The sequence below is a fragment of the Achromobacter spanius genome (assembly GCF_039673305.1).
Classification (GTDB): Bacteria; Pseudomonadota; Gammaproteobacteria; order Burkholderiales; family Burkholderiaceae_B; genus Achromobacter; species Achromobacter spanius_F.
Window position 1 is genome coordinate 249491 of sequence record NZ_JBDJLJ010000002.1, and the last position, 16299, is coordinate 265789.

General features: G+C 66.4%; 10 protein-coding genes. 6 read left to right on the top strand and 4 right to left on the bottom strand.

The features are described from left to right. Positions 1-308: 308 nt before the first annotated feature. Genes tssH through tssM form a run of 5 tightly spaced genes read left to right on the top strand, consistent with a single transcriptional unit; the run spans position 309 to position 10334 of the window. On the top strand, positions 309-2882 hold the full coding sequence (tssH, locus tag ABE485_RS03375; protein ID WP_346513447.1) for a type VI secretion system ATPase TssH: 2574 nt from the start codon (positions 309-311) through the stop codon (positions 2880-2882). A 7-nt stretch (positions 2883-2889) separates the two neighbouring features. Next, on the top strand, positions 2890-4455 hold the full coding sequence (locus ABE485_RS03380) for a sigma 54-interacting transcriptional regulator (protein ID WP_346513448.1): 1566 nt from the start codon (positions 2890-2892) through the stop codon (positions 4453-4455). After that, on the top strand, positions 4452-5156 hold the full coding sequence (gene vasI, locus ABE485_RS03385; protein ID WP_346513449.1) for a type VI secretion system-associated protein VasI: 705 nt from the start codon (positions 4452-4454) through the stop codon (positions 5154-5156). The genes ABE485_RS03380 and vasI overlap by 4 nt, the downstream gene beginning before the upstream one ends. Beyond that, positions 5153-6595: a type VI secretion system protein TssA gene (tssA, locus tag ABE485_RS03390; RefSeq protein WP_346513450.1), complete on the top strand. Its 1443-nt coding sequence runs from the start codon at positions 5153-5155 to the stop codon at positions 6593-6595. The genes vasI and tssA overlap by 4 nt, the downstream gene beginning before the upstream one ends. Before the next feature lie 25 nt (positions 6596-6620). Then, the gene (tssM, locus tag ABE485_RS03395) at positions 6621-10334 is read left to right on the top strand and encodes a type VI secretion system membrane subunit TssM (RefSeq protein ID WP_346513451.1); all 3714 of its coding nucleotides are present in this window, start codon (positions 6621-6623) and stop codon (positions 10332-10334) included. Between the two features lie 41 nt (positions 10335-10375). On the opposite strand, the gene ABE485_RS03400 is transcribed toward tssM, so the two are convergent. Together ABE485_RS03400 and ABE485_RS03405 are read right to left on the bottom strand one after the other, a co-directional pair. Further along, positions 10376-11041 (bottom strand): SOS response-associated peptidase, encoded by a 666-nt coding sequence (locus ABE485_RS03400; protein ID WP_346513453.1) that lies wholly within the window; start codon positions 11039-11041, stop codon positions 10376-10378. A 569-nt stretch (positions 11042-11610) separates the two neighbouring features. Next, positions 11611-12534: a carbon-nitrogen hydrolase family protein gene (locus ABE485_RS03405; RefSeq protein WP_346513455.1), complete on the bottom strand. Its 924-nt coding sequence runs from the start codon at positions 12532-12534 to the stop codon at positions 11611-11613. Positions 12535-12620: 86 nt separating this feature from the next. Between ABE485_RS03405 and ABE485_RS03410 the strand changes: the two genes are divergently transcribed. Beyond that, positions 12621-13550, top strand: coding sequence for a LysR substrate-binding domain-containing protein (locus ABE485_RS03410; RefSeq protein WP_346513457.1), 930 nt, complete (start codon positions 12621-12623; stop codon positions 13548-13550). A gap of 32 nt (positions 13551-13582) precedes the next feature. Here ABE485_RS03410 and ABE485_RS03415 read toward each other — a convergent pair whose 3' ends face one another. Next, entirely contained in the window at positions 13583-15118 is a 1536-nt protein-coding gene (locus ABE485_RS03415) for a tetratricopeptide repeat protein (RefSeq protein WP_346513459.1), read from the bottom strand. Between the two features lie 25 nt (positions 15119-15143). Further along, on the bottom strand, positions 15144-16205 hold the full coding sequence (locus ABE485_RS03420; RefSeq protein ID WP_346513461.1) for an RDD family protein: 1062 nt from the start codon (positions 16203-16205) through the stop codon (positions 15144-15146). Positions 16206-16299 lie beyond the last annotated feature (94 nt).

The following is a 16299-nucleotide window of genomic DNA, read 5'->3' on the forward strand; positions in this document are numbered from 1 at the left end:
AGCCGGGCCATTCTTTAATAAGGCTGAATGATTATCTAGAGAGTGTGCCGGTGTTGGTTCTGGCCGTATTTCGCGGGATTAATTGAATGTTTTGAAATACTGGTTCGGCGATGCTATGGGGTTGGCGGCCGGCTAGAAATAATAAAAATTCGAAAAATAATTTCTTGTTTATATGCGTGTTGATCGCATATTCTCGCTATTTATTTCAGGCTCTTCCAATACCCCGGCAAGCATTATTGTTGGCGCGTTTTCCGAGATTCGAATCTCCGGCTGGAAAATGCCCCGTTATCCTGTGGCGCATGCAATAAATGATAAGAATTGATTTGCCATCGATTATTCAGCGTTTGAATTCTCCATGTCGCCATGCGTTGGAGGAAGCCGCGAGCCTTTGCATCAGCCAGCGCGGATCCGAGGTGACCGCGGCGCTGCTGATCTTCAAATTGCTGGACCAGCCCATGGGCGACGCGCAGCTGCTTCTCAGGCAGGCAGGCGTGGATCTGGACGACGCCCGGCGGGCATTGACGGCGAGCGGGCCGCTTCAAGACGAGAGTCCGGGTCAATATCCAACGTTTTCGCCTCTGTTGATCGAGCTGCTGCAAGAGGCCTGGCTGCTGGGCTCGCTCGAATTGGGCTCGGCGGATATTCGGGGCGGCAGCGTGCTACTGGCGGCGCTGCTGAATCCGGCGCGCTATTTGCCCCTGGAGGCCATCACAGCCTTTGCGGACATCAACCGGGAAGACTGGCGCAAGAACTTCGGGGTTCTGCTGGCGAACTCGTCGGAGGCGCCGGCGGACGTTCCCGCTTCGTCTCCGTCCGCGGCTCCCGCCGCGGAGGGCGCGCTTGCCCGGTTTGGTCATGATCTCACCGCGCAGGCGCGAGCCGGGCGGATAGATCCGGTGCTGTGCAGGGATGTGGAGATCGACCTCATGATCGATATTCTGTCGCGACGCCGGAAGAACAATCCCATCGTGGTGGGCGACGCCGGCGTGGGCAAGAGCGCCGTGGTCGAGGGCCTGGCGTTGCGTGTTGCGCAGGAGCGTGTTCCCGAACCGCTGCGCAGGGTGGCGGTGTGGACGCTGGACCTTGGCGCGCTGCAGGCCGGCGCCTCGGTCAAAGGCGAGTTCGAGAAGCGCCTGAAATCGGTAATCGATGAGGTCAAGGCCTCGCCGCAACCCATCATCCTGTTCATCGACGAAGCGCACACGCTGATCGGGGCGGGCAATGCGGCGGGCGGCGGCGATGCCGCCAACCTGCTCAAGCCCGCGCTGGCCCGAGGCGAATTGCGCACGATCGCGGCCACCACCTGGTCGGAATACAAGAAGTACTTTGAAAAGGATCCCGCGCTTGTGCGGCGGTTTCAGCCGGTCAAGCTGGACGAGCCCAGCCAGGAGAGCGCCATCCATATTCTGCGCGGTCTCAGCCAGGCCTACGAGAAAGCCCACGGCGTCTACATCGGCGAGGACGCCATTCAGGCGGCGGTGACGCTGTCCGCGCGCTATCTGTCCGGGCGCCAGTTGCCCGACAAGGCGATAGACGTCCTCGATACCGCGAGCGCACGGGTGGCCACGGCACTGGCGGAACCGCCCCGGCGCCTTGCGGGCCTGGAACAGGAACAGATCCGGATCGACGCCGAGGTTGCGTTGTTGCGGCGCGACGAAAGAGCGGGCAGGAAGGCGAGTCCCGGCCGCCTGGCTGCGCTGCAAGCCGCAGGGCTGGAGGTGCAACAGCAGATCGGACAACTGCGCGAGTCCTGGACGCTTCAGAAGGGGTTGGTGGATGAAATCGTCGCATCGAGGGGGATTCAGAACGAGGACGAATCCCATGTTCAGGATTACGACCTGGCCGAAAAAGTGGCGCGCCTGGCCGAGCTGCAGCGCACGGCCGCGTTGGTGCATGCCGACGTCGGCCGCGAGCAGATCGCGCAGGTGATCGCTGATTGGACCGGCATCCCCGTCACCACCATCAACCGCAACCAGATGGAGCGCCTGGCGCAATTGCCCGCGCTGTTGCGCGATCGGGTCAAGGGCCAGGAAGTGGCGATCGAGCGGCTGCACAAGCACCTGCTCACCGCGACGGCCGACCTGCGCAGGCCCGGCACGCCGCTGGGCGCATTTCTTCTCGTGGGACCAAGCGGCGTGGGCAAGACCGAAACCGCCTTAGCGCTGGCCGATGCGATGTTCGGCGGCAAGAATTTCCTGACGGTCATCAACATGTCCGAGTTCCAGGAAAAGCACACAGTGTCCCGGCTGCTGGGTGCGCCGCCCGGATACGTCGGATACGGCGAAGGCGGCGTGCTGACAGAGGCCATCCGAAAGCAGCCGTACGGCGTGGTGCTGCTTGATGAAGTGGAGAAATCACATCCCGAAGTCCTGAATATCTTCTACCAGGCGTTCGACAAGGGCGAGCTTGCCGATGGCGAAGGGCGCCGGATAGATTGCAGGAACACCCTGTTCATCCTGACCTCCAATCTTGGCTTCGATCAGCATGGCGGCGCCCTGACGGACCTGTCCGAGCAGGATTTGCGCCAGCGGCTCCTGGCGTTCTTCAAGCCTGCGCTGCTGGCACGCATGCAACTGATTCCCTACCGGTATCTGGATGAGGCCGTGCTTGGCGAGATCATAGAGAGCAGGTTGCAGCGCCTGCGCGACCAGTTCAGCGAACGCTATGACGCCTTGCTGCAGATCGATGACGAGGCGCGCGAAGCGTTGCACGGCCGCTGCAGCCGTCACGAGAACGGCGCCCGGTTGCTGGACGCCAGCATCGATGGGGAGTTGCTGCCGCCGCTGTCCATGGCCGTGCTGGAGCGCCTTGCGAGCGGAAAGCCGATACGCAAGGCCTGTCTGCACTGGCGCGCCGGCACGTTCGCGGCCACGCTGGACTGAGGTTGCAATGGACGCGCTTGAGGCGACGGGCATTGTGCGGGCCATGGTGTTGGCTGAACGCCCGGACGACCAGGCCCTTGCGTTGCTTTCGGCCGCGACGCGGCTGGAGGGCCTGCGGGCCGCATGTCTGTACCGGCGCGATGCGGCCGGCGACAAACTGGTTCCTCTGGCCAGCACGCCGATCGCGCGGGAACGCCTGCCGGCGATCGGCATGGAGGCGGTGGACGATCCGCTCGTCTACAGCCTGACGGGAGGGCGGAGCTGCCTGATCAAGCGCATTTCCAACCTGGTCGGAGTGGGCGCCGGCTTCGAAACCCTGGCCGGATGCCTGGGGCCGTGGAATGCGATGTTGGTCGTGCCGCTGCGGGACTGGCGCACGCAGGCGCATTCCGTGCTGGTGGCGACGGGCGATGTGGCGGCCGTGACGGCATGGCGAGATGATCCCCTGTGGGCCATGCTGCTGCAGATTCACGAACGCCTGTCCGCCCGGCTGCTGGAACACATGAGCGTGGCGGAGGACGCGCGCTACGAGCGCAGCGTCCGCCAGCCGCAGGAAGAGCGCAGGCGCGTGCACGCGGGACGTTTGCTGGCCGCCGAATTCATCGGTGTGAGCGCCGCGGCAAGAACGCTGCGGGAAGACATCCTCCGCTTCGCCGAGTCAACGCTGGCGGTGCTGCTGACGGGGGAGACCGGCACGGGAAAGGACCACGCCGCATGGCTCATTCACCAGGCATCGCCGCGCGGTGGAAAGTTCGTGCCGGTGAATTGCGCCGCCATTCCCAAGGATCTGATCGAGGCCGAACTTTTCGGCAGTGTCCGCGGCGCCTATACCGGATCGACCCAGGCGCGCTCGGGCCTGGTTGCCGAGGCAGCCGGCGGCACGCTGTTTCTTGACGAAATCGGCGATATGCCGATGGCGCTGCAGGCCGCCCTGCTGCGCCTGCTCAACGAAAAGAAGTATCGCCCGCTGGGCTCCTCGCGGGAATTTTCGTCGGATTTCCGCCTGATCTGCGCCACGCATCAGCCGCTTCTGAAGCTTATCCGTGAAGGGCGGTTCCGCGAAGACCTGTATTTCCGCATCCGGCAGCAGACATTGAACCTGCCTCCGTTGCGGGACAGAAAGGGCGACATTTCCGTGCTGGCGGCGCACATCATCCTGCAGCACAACCGGGAACGGCGCACCCACGTGGCCGGCATCGAACCTGGCGCATTGGCCATTCTCGAAGGGCATGCGTTTCCCGGAAACGTGCGCGAATTGCGCAGCCTGTTGCTGGTTGCCGCCGAGAGGACCGAGACGGGCCATCCGATCAGCGAGCCGTTGCTGCGCCAACTGCAGGCGGGCGCCGACGACGCGGACGCGGACGGTCTCTGCGACGGGAATCTTCGCGGTCTGCTGCAGACGGACAACTTGCCCGATGCCCTCGAGACCTTCGAGCGGCTGCTTGTTTCGGCTCGCCTGCGTGCGCTCGACGGGTCGCGCAGCCGCGCCGCGCAGAGCCTGGGCATTCCCAAGCGCACGCTGGCGCGCAGGTGCCAGGCCTGGAATCTGGACCGAGAGGAACCCCAACCATGAAATTGCTCACAACGTTGTTGCCGCTGCTGTTGGCCGCCGCCCACTGCCACGCCGGGCAGGCGACCGGCTCCGCCGCGCGCGATTGCAGGATGATCGTGTCCGACATTGAACGGCTTGCATGCTTTGATGCCGGCGCCGGCACACCGCCGACGCCCGTGGCGGGCGCCGCAGGAGGGAGCGTCGCCGCACCGGGCGCCGCTGCGCCCGCGCCGTTCGCGCCTTCGCCGTCCATACCCGACGTGATTGAACTGGTCCGCCTGAACGAAGCGGAACGCGACGAGCGGGATGTTTCTTTCCGGATGACTCGCGTGCAAGACCAGCAGCCGGAGCAGAACCAGGTGGTGATCTCCGCCCCGGCGCTCGATGGCTCCGCGCAGCGCGCCTACCTGGCGATCAGTTGTATCTCGAACATCTCCCGCCTGCAATTGCTCCTGCCCAGGCCGGCCGAGCGCAATCAGATTCGCATCCGGCTGTTTGTCGACGCCCGGCCGCTGTCGACGACCCGGACGTGGCAGGTGATGGAAGAGGGCCTTGTGATCGACGCGGGACGCGGACTGGTTGCCATCGAACTGCTGCGCCTGCTGTCGTCGGGAGGCCGGCTGCGGGTGGAGAGCGACTATGCCCCGGCCCACGGGCTGATGTTCGACGCGGAAGGCCTGCAGGGCCTGGTCGCGCAGCAACGAGAGGCCTGTCACTGGTGAACAATTATCCTCCCCTCGACCTGGACAAACTGTTGGCCCCGCTGGATGCGATCAATCCGGCGGGCTGCTTCGATGAGGAAGACGAAACCTTTCAGGGCATCGATCACGAAATGGTCAAGCTGGGCGGGCTGCATGAGCCTCGCATGGATTGGGCGTACGTGGACGAGGCGTCGCGCCAGTATCTGGGCTCGCAGTGCAAGCATTTCCGCGTTGCAGGCCATCTGATCGCGGCGCGCCTGCGCGGGCGGTCCTGGCGCACCTGGACCGAAGCCGCCAACGTGCTGGTCTGCATGGTGGAGGGCTATTGGGAAACCGGCTACCCGAAACCCGGCCCGACGGGCTACCCGGCGAAACGAAAATTTGTCGCGCTGCAGGTGGATCGTTTGGGCGAGGGGCTGGCCGAGCTGGGCGCGGAAGCGGATGCGCGGGAATACCAGGAGAGCGCGCGGCGGGCGCTGGACGCGTTGCACGCCAGCGCCGCCGCGGCCAGGCTCGACGTCGCCATGCTGACCCGCCTGGAAGGCTTGCTGGCGCGTCGTATGGAGCAGGTCCGATTCCCGGAGCCGGCCGCGGTCGTGGCGCAGGCGGAAAAGCAGGGAGGCCAGGCGATCAGCGAGGCGTTCTTCAGCAGCCCGGGCGATGCGTTGAAACTGGGCGACGAACGCGCGAGCCGGCGCTCCCTGCTGGGCGTGGCCGAGTTTATCAACCAGCAGGACGCCTATGACCCGACGGGTTACCAGCTCCGGCGCTTCGCCTTGTGGGCTCACCTGAACGCCGCACCGCCCGCCCGCAAGGAGCATCGCACCGAGTTGATGGCGGTGCCGACCGATATTGCCGAGAGCTATCGCGAAGCGTTGTCGGCCAACACGATAAACCCTGCCTTGCTGCAGCGCGTGGAGAAAAGCGTCGTGGCCTCGCCTTACTGGATACGCGGGAGTTTCCTTGCCGCGAGCATCGCCGGGCGTCTGGAAATGAAGGAAGTGGCCGTGGCGATAAGGCTGGCCACCGAACGCTTCGTGCGCCGCATTCCCATTCTGGTCGAACTGAAGTTCAACGATGGCCGTCCGTTCGTCGACAGTGAAACGCTGGCCTGGTTGAGCGGCGCGGATGGGGGGGACGGAGGCCAGCCGGTTGCGCAGGAGTTTCGCGCCTTGCGCGAAGAGCTGGCGGCGCGATTGGAATGCGACGGGGTTGAAGTCGTGCTGCGGCGGTTGCAGGAGATTCAGGAAGGCGAGACCAGCCCGCGTCAGCGCGGCCATGCCACGACCATCGCCGCGGACATGCTCGCCGCGCGCGGCTTGTCCTGGCTGGCGCAGGACCTGTATGCCAGCGTGCGGGGAATCATGGCGTGCACGCCGGCCAGCCAGTGGGAGCCGGACCTGTTCGGACTTTTGAGCAAGCACGCGCCCGCGCGGCAGGATGCGGCAGCCCCCCGATAGAGCGGGATTCATGGAAGGAAACACGATGTCGAAGATCTGGGCCTTTTTCAAGCGCTTTGGCTTGCCCGTGCTGCGCCAGTTCAAGAGCGCAATGCCTGTGCTGCTGCTGTTGGCCGTTATTTTCCTGCTGGCAGGCATCTGGTGGCTGGGGCCGCACTGGAGCTGGGGCGAGCGGAAACCGTTGGCCGAGCCGGCCGCGCGCGTGCTGGCCACGCTGGTTCTGCTGATCATCCCGTTGCTGGGCTGCCTGTTGGCGCTGACGCGCCGCAATCGCCGGCTCGAGAGGGAACGCGCGCAGAACGTGCAGTTGCAGGAGGATCCCGCGCTGCGGTTCGTCCAGGCGCAGGAGCGGTCCCTGGACCTGAGCCTCGCATCCCTGCGCGGCAACCTGAGGGGGCGCAACGGTCTCTACGAATTGCCGTGGTACCTGGTGCTGGGTCAGCAGAATTCCGGGAAGACCAGCTTCATCAATCGCTCGAACCAGAATTTCTCGCTGACCGGCGAATTGAAGGCGGGCAGCAGGCGAGTCATGGCCGACCCCGATCTCGCCTACGCCATCGATTGGTGGATGGGCGGCGAAGCCGTGCTGATCGATCCGCCGGGTGAACTGATCAGCCAGGTTGAAACTCAAGACTCCCGGGCCGCCGGCACCGGGCCGCAGGCGGCCGACGGCCATGCCGACGCGGAAACGGCCGCGCCGGGCAGGAACCTTCCTCCCGGCCTGCACGGGCGGCTCTGGGAGAGCCTGATCGACTGGCTGGGCCGCAACCGCAGCCGCCGTCCGCTCAACGGCGTGGTGCTGATGGTGGATCTGGCGACCTTGCTGAACCAGAAGGCGAGCGACCGCAAGGCGCTTGCGATTCTGCTGCGCACCCGGTTGAGTGAACTCAGCCGCCAGTTGGGCACGCGGCCGCCGCTCTATGTCGTCCTGAGCAAGTTCGACCTGCTGGCCGGTTTTGAACCGTTCTTCGCCCGCCTGCCGCGCGCGGCACGCGAGGAGATCTTCGGCTTTACGTTCACGCTGGACTCCGTGAAGCACTATGACGCGTGGCTGGATGAGCTGGCCGGTGGCTATGACGGGTTCATTTCCCGCTTGAACGAGCGTGTGTTCGACGCCCTGAGCGAGGCAGGCTCGCTGGAAACGCGGGAAGCCCTGTTTTCGCTGATGCGGCAGTTGGCGGGCATGCGGTCCGTGCTGCTGGGCTTTCTGGCCGAGACGCTGGGAAGCGACCGCTACACCACGCCGGCGCTGCCGCGGGGCGTGTACTTTTCCTCGGTCTATCAGCAGGGGCTGTTGTGCAATGCCTTTGTCAACGCGGCCTCGCAATCGTACGGCCTCAACGAGCCGGTGGCCGAAACACAGCCGGCCGGGCGCTCGGTGGTGTATTTCGCGCAGCGGGTGTTCCAGCGGATCATCTACCCCGAGGCCGGCCTGGCGGGCGACAACCTCAAGGTCCTGGCGGACAAGCGGCGCGTGCTGAGAGTGGGGTTTGCCGTAGCTGCGCTGGGCGGTTGTCTGATTGTCGGCGGCTGGTATCACTACTACGGCATCAATCGCGACATGTTGGACCGGGTGTTGGAAAAGAGCCGGGACTTCAGCGCCCGCCAGATAGATGGCGGCGCGGATCCGACGGGCCGCAACCTGCTCGAGCCGCTGGACCAGATCAGGAGCGCGGTGGCGGTCTTTGGCGACTACCGCGAAGCGTGGCCCCTGGTGTCTGACCTGGGGCTGTACCAGGGGCGGAAAATCGGTCCCCAGGTCGACGAGGCATATCTGCAACTGTTGTCCAGGCGGTTCTTGCCGGAACTGGCCGGCGGTGTCATGGACGCCGTCAACGCGGCGCCCGCCGACAGTGACCGGCAGTTGGCCGCGCTGCGCGTCTATCGGATGATCGAGGATCGCGCGAATCGCCGCGCGCCCATCGTGCAGGACTGGATGAGCAAGCAATGGCAAGCGGCCTTTCCGGGCGACGGCGCAGTGCAGGACGGATTGATGCGGCATCTGGCCTATGCAATGAAGTACGCGAGTGCTGACCTTCCGCAGTACCGGGGGCGCGTGGCCGAGGTGCAGCAGCGGTTGCGGCAGATGCCCATGCCGCAACGGGTGTACATGAGCATGCGGGAGCAGGCCGCCGAAGCGTTGCGCAGCCCGCTGGACCTGCGCAACGAGATCGGTCCCACCTTCGACATCGTCTTCCGGTCGGGGGGCGGCGTGCAGGGCGGGGGTGAGGCGATGGATACGCGGATAGATGCCCTGCTCACCGCCAAGGGATTTCGCGGATACTTCGATCCGCGCAGCCTGGACTTCACCGATCTGGCCATGATCGACCAATGGACGTTGGGCGAACGCCAGCGCATCGACTATTCCGAAGCCGACAAGCAGGCCTTGGCGGAGCGCGTCCGCGCCATCTACAACCGCGACTACATCGATACCTGGCAGCGAGGGATCAATCGCCTGGAAGTCGTGGACTTCGACGACATTTCGCAGGCGGTCAGCGTGCTGGGCAGCGTCACCAGCCCGACGGCGCCTTTGCGCCGGCTGGTCGAGACCGTGCGCGACAACACCAGCCTGCAGCCGGCCGAGCCTTCGTCCGCTGCCGCCAAATCGGACCCTGCCGCGCTGCCGCCCTCGGGCGCCGCCAGGGCGCAGCAAATCGCGACGATCGCGCGGCCGTTCGCGCCGCTCGCCGGCGTGCTGGTATCGGCCGACGACAAGCCCTCCTATCTGGACGAGAGCATGGCGGCGATCGCCCGCGTCTATGACGTCATGAAGAGCGTACAGGACAGTCCCAACCCTGGCAGGGCCGCCTTGGGCGTGGTGCTGGACAGGTTCGCGCTGAAGGGCTCGGATCCCATCGGAAACCTGCAGCGCATGGCTGCTGGCATGCCGGAGCCGCTGAACAGGCAGGTGAGGAAGCTGGCGGACGAGTCGTCGCAGGTGCTGGTGATCGAAGCGCTGAAGGAGTTGGAGCGCCGCTGGAACGACGAGGTCTACCGGTTCTACGACGAACGGCTTGCCAACCGCTATCCTTTCAATCCCGCAGGCAGGACAGACGCTTCGCTGGAGGACTTCACGGCCATGTTCGGTCCGCAAGGCAGGCTGGCGCAGTTCAAGGAGCAGTATCTGAAGTTGTTCCTCGAGGACAATCTGGAAGCGTTGTATTCGGAACGGCGCGGGGGATATCTGGTGCGGATGGATGTGCTGAAACAGCTGGAGGCGGCGGACCGCATCCGGGATGCGTTCTTCAACAGCCGGGGAGCGCTGGGCGTCCAGTTCAGCGTGGAGCCTCTGGGTCTGGCGCCGACCCGGCGCAGCAGCGTGTTGAGCGTGGAGGGCCAATTGATTTCCTACAGCCATGGCGCCGCCAACAGCGTCGGGCTGATCTGGCCCAACAGCCTCGGCGCCAACACCGAAAGCCGTATTTCACTGGTGGGCGGCAGCGGCACCAGCACCAGCCTGGTTTACCGGGGCTCCTGGTCCATGTTCCGCCTGTTAAGCCAGGCCAGACTCGAAAGCGCGACGACGAACAGCGTCGACCTGAGCTTTGCCGCGAGCGATGGGGCGATGCGCTATCGGATCATGGCCGAGAAATCGAACAATCCGTTCACTCAGGCGCTCTTCGACGGATTCGCGCTGCCGCGCACGCTGCTGGCCGAGGCTCCGCCCAAGTCCAGACCTGCTGCGGGCTTTGCTGCTCCCGCCAGGGTGGCCAGGGGCAAGCCCGCGAATGGGCGCTGAAGCGCCTGGCCCCCCGCGCTGCCTGGGCCGTGCATGCCGTTTCACCCGGCCGGCGTGGCGACCAGCTTGTCGGGGGGAAAGGCAAGCAGGAAATCCCGGCTCTGCATTGCGGTGGCGGTCAGCCAGTCTTCGTAGGCGCCTTCGGGCAGGATGACGACCATGCGCTTTTCCTTGCCCGCCTGCTGGTAGTGCCTGAAAACGGGATCGTTGTCGGCATTGATGGTCAGCATGGCGTAGCTGTCGCGCCACTGTCCGGCCGCGTCGCGGTATCGGTCCCACAGGCCGGCGATGCCTAGCGGTTCGCCGTCGGCGCGGGTGAATCGGGTGGCGACCGCGCTGCCGGATCGCCAGTCGGGTTCGAAGATCGCGTCGGCCGGGATGATGCAGCGTTGCGCGCGGCGCCAGGCGTTGCCGAAGGTGTACGAGGTGGCGGCCGTCTCGGCTCGGGCGTTGAAGGTGGATAGCTTGCCGGCCCTGTCCAGGCCGTCCGCGCGCGTCATGGCGCTGATCAGGCCCCAGCGGCCGGCGACGGCTTCGCGGTCGGGCACGGCGTCATCGCCTGCATCGTGTTCGGGCGGGCGGCGCACGAAGACGCCTTCGTACCGGGGCCACATGTCGTACTTTCCGACCGCGGCCGGTTTTTGCCGCACGCCGAATCGCTTCAGCAGCAGTTCCGCATCCTTAAGCGTCTGATAGTGCGAACACATGCGCGGCTCCCGGACTTCAGGAGCCGCAGCCGGACGCCTCCTGGATGTCAAAGCTTGCGCCGATGCCGCGCATTTTGTCCAGCTTGGGGAGGGTGCAGGCCGGACAGCCCGGCATGGGCTGAAGCGCGGTGCTGGTCCGCCGAGGGATTGCATTGGGGAAAAGCGGGGTGGTGCCCGAGACCGGAATCGAACCGGTACGGCCGCGAGGCCGAGGGATTTTCTTACCACTTCGGCTTTCGCCGCCAGCAAGGGCTTGCTGTTCGTGGTCTGGAGCACGCCTTCACCATAGCCCATGGGCCTTAGGTGCCCGCCGTCTGCTCTCTACACCTTCCCCGGTTGCGGAACCGGGGCTTGGCTCGGCGTTAGCGCGGAACAGGTCCAGGGCCTTCGCCGAGTTTGACGGGCTTCACCTTTGGAGTTTCCTCCGAAGGGCTCAAATTAGTTCAAGTCCCTTGTGTCTACCAATTTCACCACTCGGGCGTTGCGCGGCCCGTGGCGGGCCGGCAGCGGGCGAGACTATACCATCTTGCCCGCAGGGATTTTGCCGGGCGACGCCAAAGCGAGGGTAATCACGAAATGAACCGCACGGGCGGGCGGGGGCGTTCATCCACGGTCAGCGAGAAGACGTCGGGGCGGGAATAGTGGCCCACCACGTCGAAATCGTAGCGGGCGCGTACAAGGTCCGCCGTGTCGATCCGGGCGGTCAAGAGGCCCGTGCCGCCGCGCAGCGGACCCGCCAGCACGTCGCCCAGCGGCCCGACGATGACCGAACCGCCGTTGATCAGCGGGCGGCCGGCATCCCAGCCGGGCACGTCCACGCCCAGGTCGGCGGGCGAGGGCTGCACCTGGCAGGCGCTGACGACGAAGCAGCGGCCTTCGTGGGCGATGTGGCGCATCGAGCATTGCCAGATGTCGCGCTCGTCGACCGTGGGCGCGCACCAGATTTCGACGTTTTTGGCGTACATGGCGGTGCGCAGCAGCGGCATGTGGTTCTCCCAGCAGATGGCGCCGCCGATCCGCCCCGCCGCGGCGTCGATGACGGGCAGGGTCGAGCCGTCGCCCTGGCCCCAGATCAGGCGTTCGGTGCCGGTCGGCATGAGCTTGCGGTGCCTGGCGGCAAGGCCGATGCCGGGTTCGAAGAACAGGGCGGTGCAGTAGAGCGTGTTGCCGCCGCGCTCGATTACGCCCACGACCAGGCTGGCGCCCGTGCGCTGGGACAGGCCGGCCAGCGCTTCGGTCTCGGGACCCGGCACGTCGATCGCGTTGTCGTAGTAGCGCGCAAACGCTTCGCGGCCTTCGGGAAGCCGGTAGCCCAGCCGGGTGCCGAAGATCTCGCCCTTGGGGTAGCCGCCCAGCAGCGCCTCCGGCATGACCACCAGCGAGGCGCCCGAGGCGGCGATGTCGGCCTCGAATGCAAGGATCTGATCCAGGGTGCGGGCCTTGCCCTCGGGGGCGGAGCCGATCTGCAGGGCGGCGACGGTGGTGGCGGTCATGGCGGTTCCTTGGCGGAAGTGGACGGGGGAGCAGCTAGTGTCTGGTCCGCCCTAAAATCAATCAATCCCGCCTAAAGATAAATGATATGAATCAGATCGATATCGAGTCGGCCGACCTGAACCTGCTCAAGGTCTTCGAGGCCATCTATGACGAGGGCGGCGCGGGCCGGGCCGCCTTGCGGCTGGGCGTGACGCAATCGGCCGTCAGCGCGGCGCTCGGGCGGCTGCGCGTGTTGTATGGCGACGCGCTGTTCACGCGCACGGGGCGGGGGCTGACACCCAGCCTGCGTGCGCGCGAATTGCGGCCGATCATCGGCGAGGCGCTGGACAAGTTCCGGCAGAGCCTGTCGCTGGTGCGCCCTGGCGCGCAAGGTCACGTGGGGCGGTCGGTGACGCTGGGGCTGTCGGACGATTTCGAGATCGCGCTGGGGCGCGACGTGATCCACGCGCTGGCGGACAGCGCGCCCGGCCTGCGCATCATTTTTCGCCAGACGCACAGCCGTCTGGCCGCCGAGATGTTGATGGCGCGCGAAGTGGATCTGGTGATCGCATCGGGCGGCCTGACCGCGCCGGCGCTGCAGCACGTGACCGTGGGGCAGGGCGGCTATGCCTGCCTGCTGGATCCCGCGACGCTGGCGCCGGGCCAGGCAAGCCTGACGGTCGAGGAATTCACGCGCCGCCAGCATGTGCTGGTGTCTTCGGGCGGCTTCATCGGGGTGGTGGACGAAGTGCTGCATGGCCTGGGCCTGACGCGCCGGGTGCAGGCGTCGACCACGCATTTCTCCGCGCTGGCCTTCCTGCTGCGGGGCGGCGAGTCGCTGGCGACCCTGCCCACGCATGCGGCGCGTGGCCTGGCCGAGGCGTCGGGCCTGCGGATGCTGCCGTGCCCGGTCGCGATGCCCGGGTATGCGATCGAAATGGGCTGGCGTGGCGACGCCTTGCGCGATGGAGCGGTGGCGGCCGTCAGGCGCTGCCTGCTGGGGCTGCTGGACAGTTTTGACTGGGCGCTCGCCTAGGAACGCGTCGCAGCAATTCGCGCCGGCTGCGCCTATCTGCGTCCGAACAGGCGGCCCAGGAAGCCGCGCGGAGCGGCCGCGGCTTCTTCGGCGGCCAGTGCGTTCTTCAGGGACAGCTCCTGGAAGTACGGCTTGCCGTTCTGCTGGTAAGAGGCCGCTGCCTGACGGAAGGCCATGGCCGACTCGGCATGGCGCTTCATGTGGCCGTAGGTTTCGCCGCGCGAGAACAGGGCCCAACTGCGGTAATCCGGATCCAGCGCGATGAGGCGGTCGCAGGCGGACAGTGCTTCTTCGTACCGGGCCGCGGCAATAAGGGCATTGACGCGGTCGGCATGCAGCGCACCGTTGTCCGGCCAGCGTTCCATGGCCCGGTCGGCATCGGCGATGGCTTCGGCCGCGCGGCCCAGTCGGGTCAGCGCCTCGATGCGGGCGCGGCGCCATTTCAGCCAGTCCGGATCCAGCGAGATCGCGACTTCAGACAAGGGCAGGGCCTCGTCGTGGCGTTCCAGGCGGTTCAGCATGTCGGCGGCGTTGCCGGGCAGGAAGTCGTTGCCGGGCGCAAGCGCATAACCACATTGGTAGTAGGCCAGCGCCTCTTCCCAGCAGCGCTGGTCGCGCTGCGCATTGCCAGCCACGAACAGCAGTTGCGAGTCGCCGCTGGTCAGCGGATCCAGTCCCTGCAGGACCTGTTCCGCCAGTTCGGGATCGCCGCTGCGCACATACTCCCGAGCCTGTTCGCGGCGGCCGTCCCAGCCGCTGTCCGACAGCGCATCCAGATGCCGCCACAGCGGCGCCGCCTCGTCCGCCCGCCCCAGCCGGTGCAGCGAACGGGCCTTGCCTTCCAGCGGCCAGTCCCAGTCAGGTTCGCGGCGCAGCAGGCTGGTCCATTCTTCCACCGCGTCCTCGTGGCGTTCCAGCGCCTGCAGGCAGGAAGCCCGGTTGTGCTGGATGGCGTTTTCCTCGCCCAGGATGGCGCGGGCGCGGTCGAACATCGCAATGGCGTTGTCCAGGTCGCCCAGGCGGCGGTAGTTGTTTCCGGCGTCGTACAGGAAGTTGCCGTTGTTGGGCGCCAGCGCCACGGCGCGCTGATGGTAGGGCAGGGCATCCCGATAGCGGCCGGCGTTATGCAGGTTCGATCCGATATAGCAGTGCGGCGCCGCGGCAGAGGGCCGCATTTGCGAGGCGGTGGTCCAGCTGGCAATGGCGTCGTCAAGCCGGCGGTCGTTGATCAGCAGGTAGCCTTCCGACATCAGCAGCCCGAAGTGCGACGGCGCGCGTTGCCGGGCATCGCGCAGGAGGCGCCAGGCTTCCTCGCGCTCTCCCGAGTCGTAGAGCGCGGTGGCGCGCACGCGGATGGCATCGCTGCATTGCGGATCCAGCGCCAGTGCGCGGTTCAGGTCCGCATCCCGTTGCGCGTACGCCCGGCGCTTGTCGTGATAACGGGCGCGCAACGCCCACATGACCGCCGAAGCGGGCTGTTCGCGCAGCCCCTGTTCGCACAGGGCGAGCATGTGGGCGTCGTCGTGGCCGTCGTCGGCACGGTGTATGGAGTCGATCAGGCTGGACATGCGGTTCCGTATTCAGGATGTCGGGTCAACGCGCCAGGGCGCCGGCTTCGTGGCGGCAGCTATAAGGGCGGTCTGCGCGGGGGATGTCGTCGCTGCCGCACTGCCAGCGGCGCACGCCGCCGCCCTTCTTTTCCGAGCGCAGCTCGGGCAGGTAGACCAGGTGCTTGCCGCCCAGCGAAGGCGCATCCGCCGTGCCCGGTTCACCGGCGATGGTGAAGCGCAGCACGCCGTTGACGGGGTTCATGTCCAGCTTGCTGAAGCCGCTGGCTTCCAGCGAAGCCTGTGTCACGCCGAGGGCGGCCATGTCGGGTGCGAACGTCCGCGTGCGCTGGTAGTGGCTTTCCGCCAGCCTGCGAACGGGATCCGACACCCGGTCCAGATGGATCACTGCGGATTGCAGGGGATTGTCGCCCTTGTCCTTGTCCAGTGCGACCACGCCGATCACCATGCCGGCCAGGACCAGGGCGGCAACGCCGAATACAACGAACAGGAATTTGCCAGCGCCCGTGACGGTGCGGGCCTGGGCCAGCGCGGGCGGCACGGCGCGGGGATCGGCCTGGCTGGACACCACATGCGTGCCCGCCAGGGCGTTGTGCATGGCGCGCTCACCAAAAATGGTCTGCTGTATGTGGTGGAAGATGCCCGGCAGCGCCACGTTCAGCGTGTATTTCAGGGTGTGCCGCCAGATCGAGCGCAACAGCCCGGGAGCGCCGCCCTTGCGGGCGACGACCCGCAGCTTCAGCAGCCGCTTGCCGGGCGAACCATTGCCCCAGGCGTCCATGAAGGCGGGGAGCAGCCAGCCCAGCAGCCCCGCCGCCGCCATCAGCGCCAATGGGTGGTGTGCGCCGGTCAGGCCTTGGTAGGTGTATGAGGCCGCCAGGCACAGAACGGTGATCGCCGCCAGCATAAAGAGGGCGTCGATCGCCGTGGCGCCGAGCCGCGGCCAGATGCTGGGAAACACCGGGGCATTGCCGGTTCGGGCGCGCTGGGCGGGCGGCGCGGCGGATTTGACCGGCAGGGGGCTATTGCAGTTGAAGCACACCGTGTGGGCGGCCGGATTCTGCCAGTTGCAGCGGGGGCATTGCATGGAGGGTGCGGCGCGGATATCGGGGCCGGGGCGGCGGGACTGCGGATGATACGCGCGTCTCCCGGATCGGGCGAATGGCGTCCGGCCTGGATCG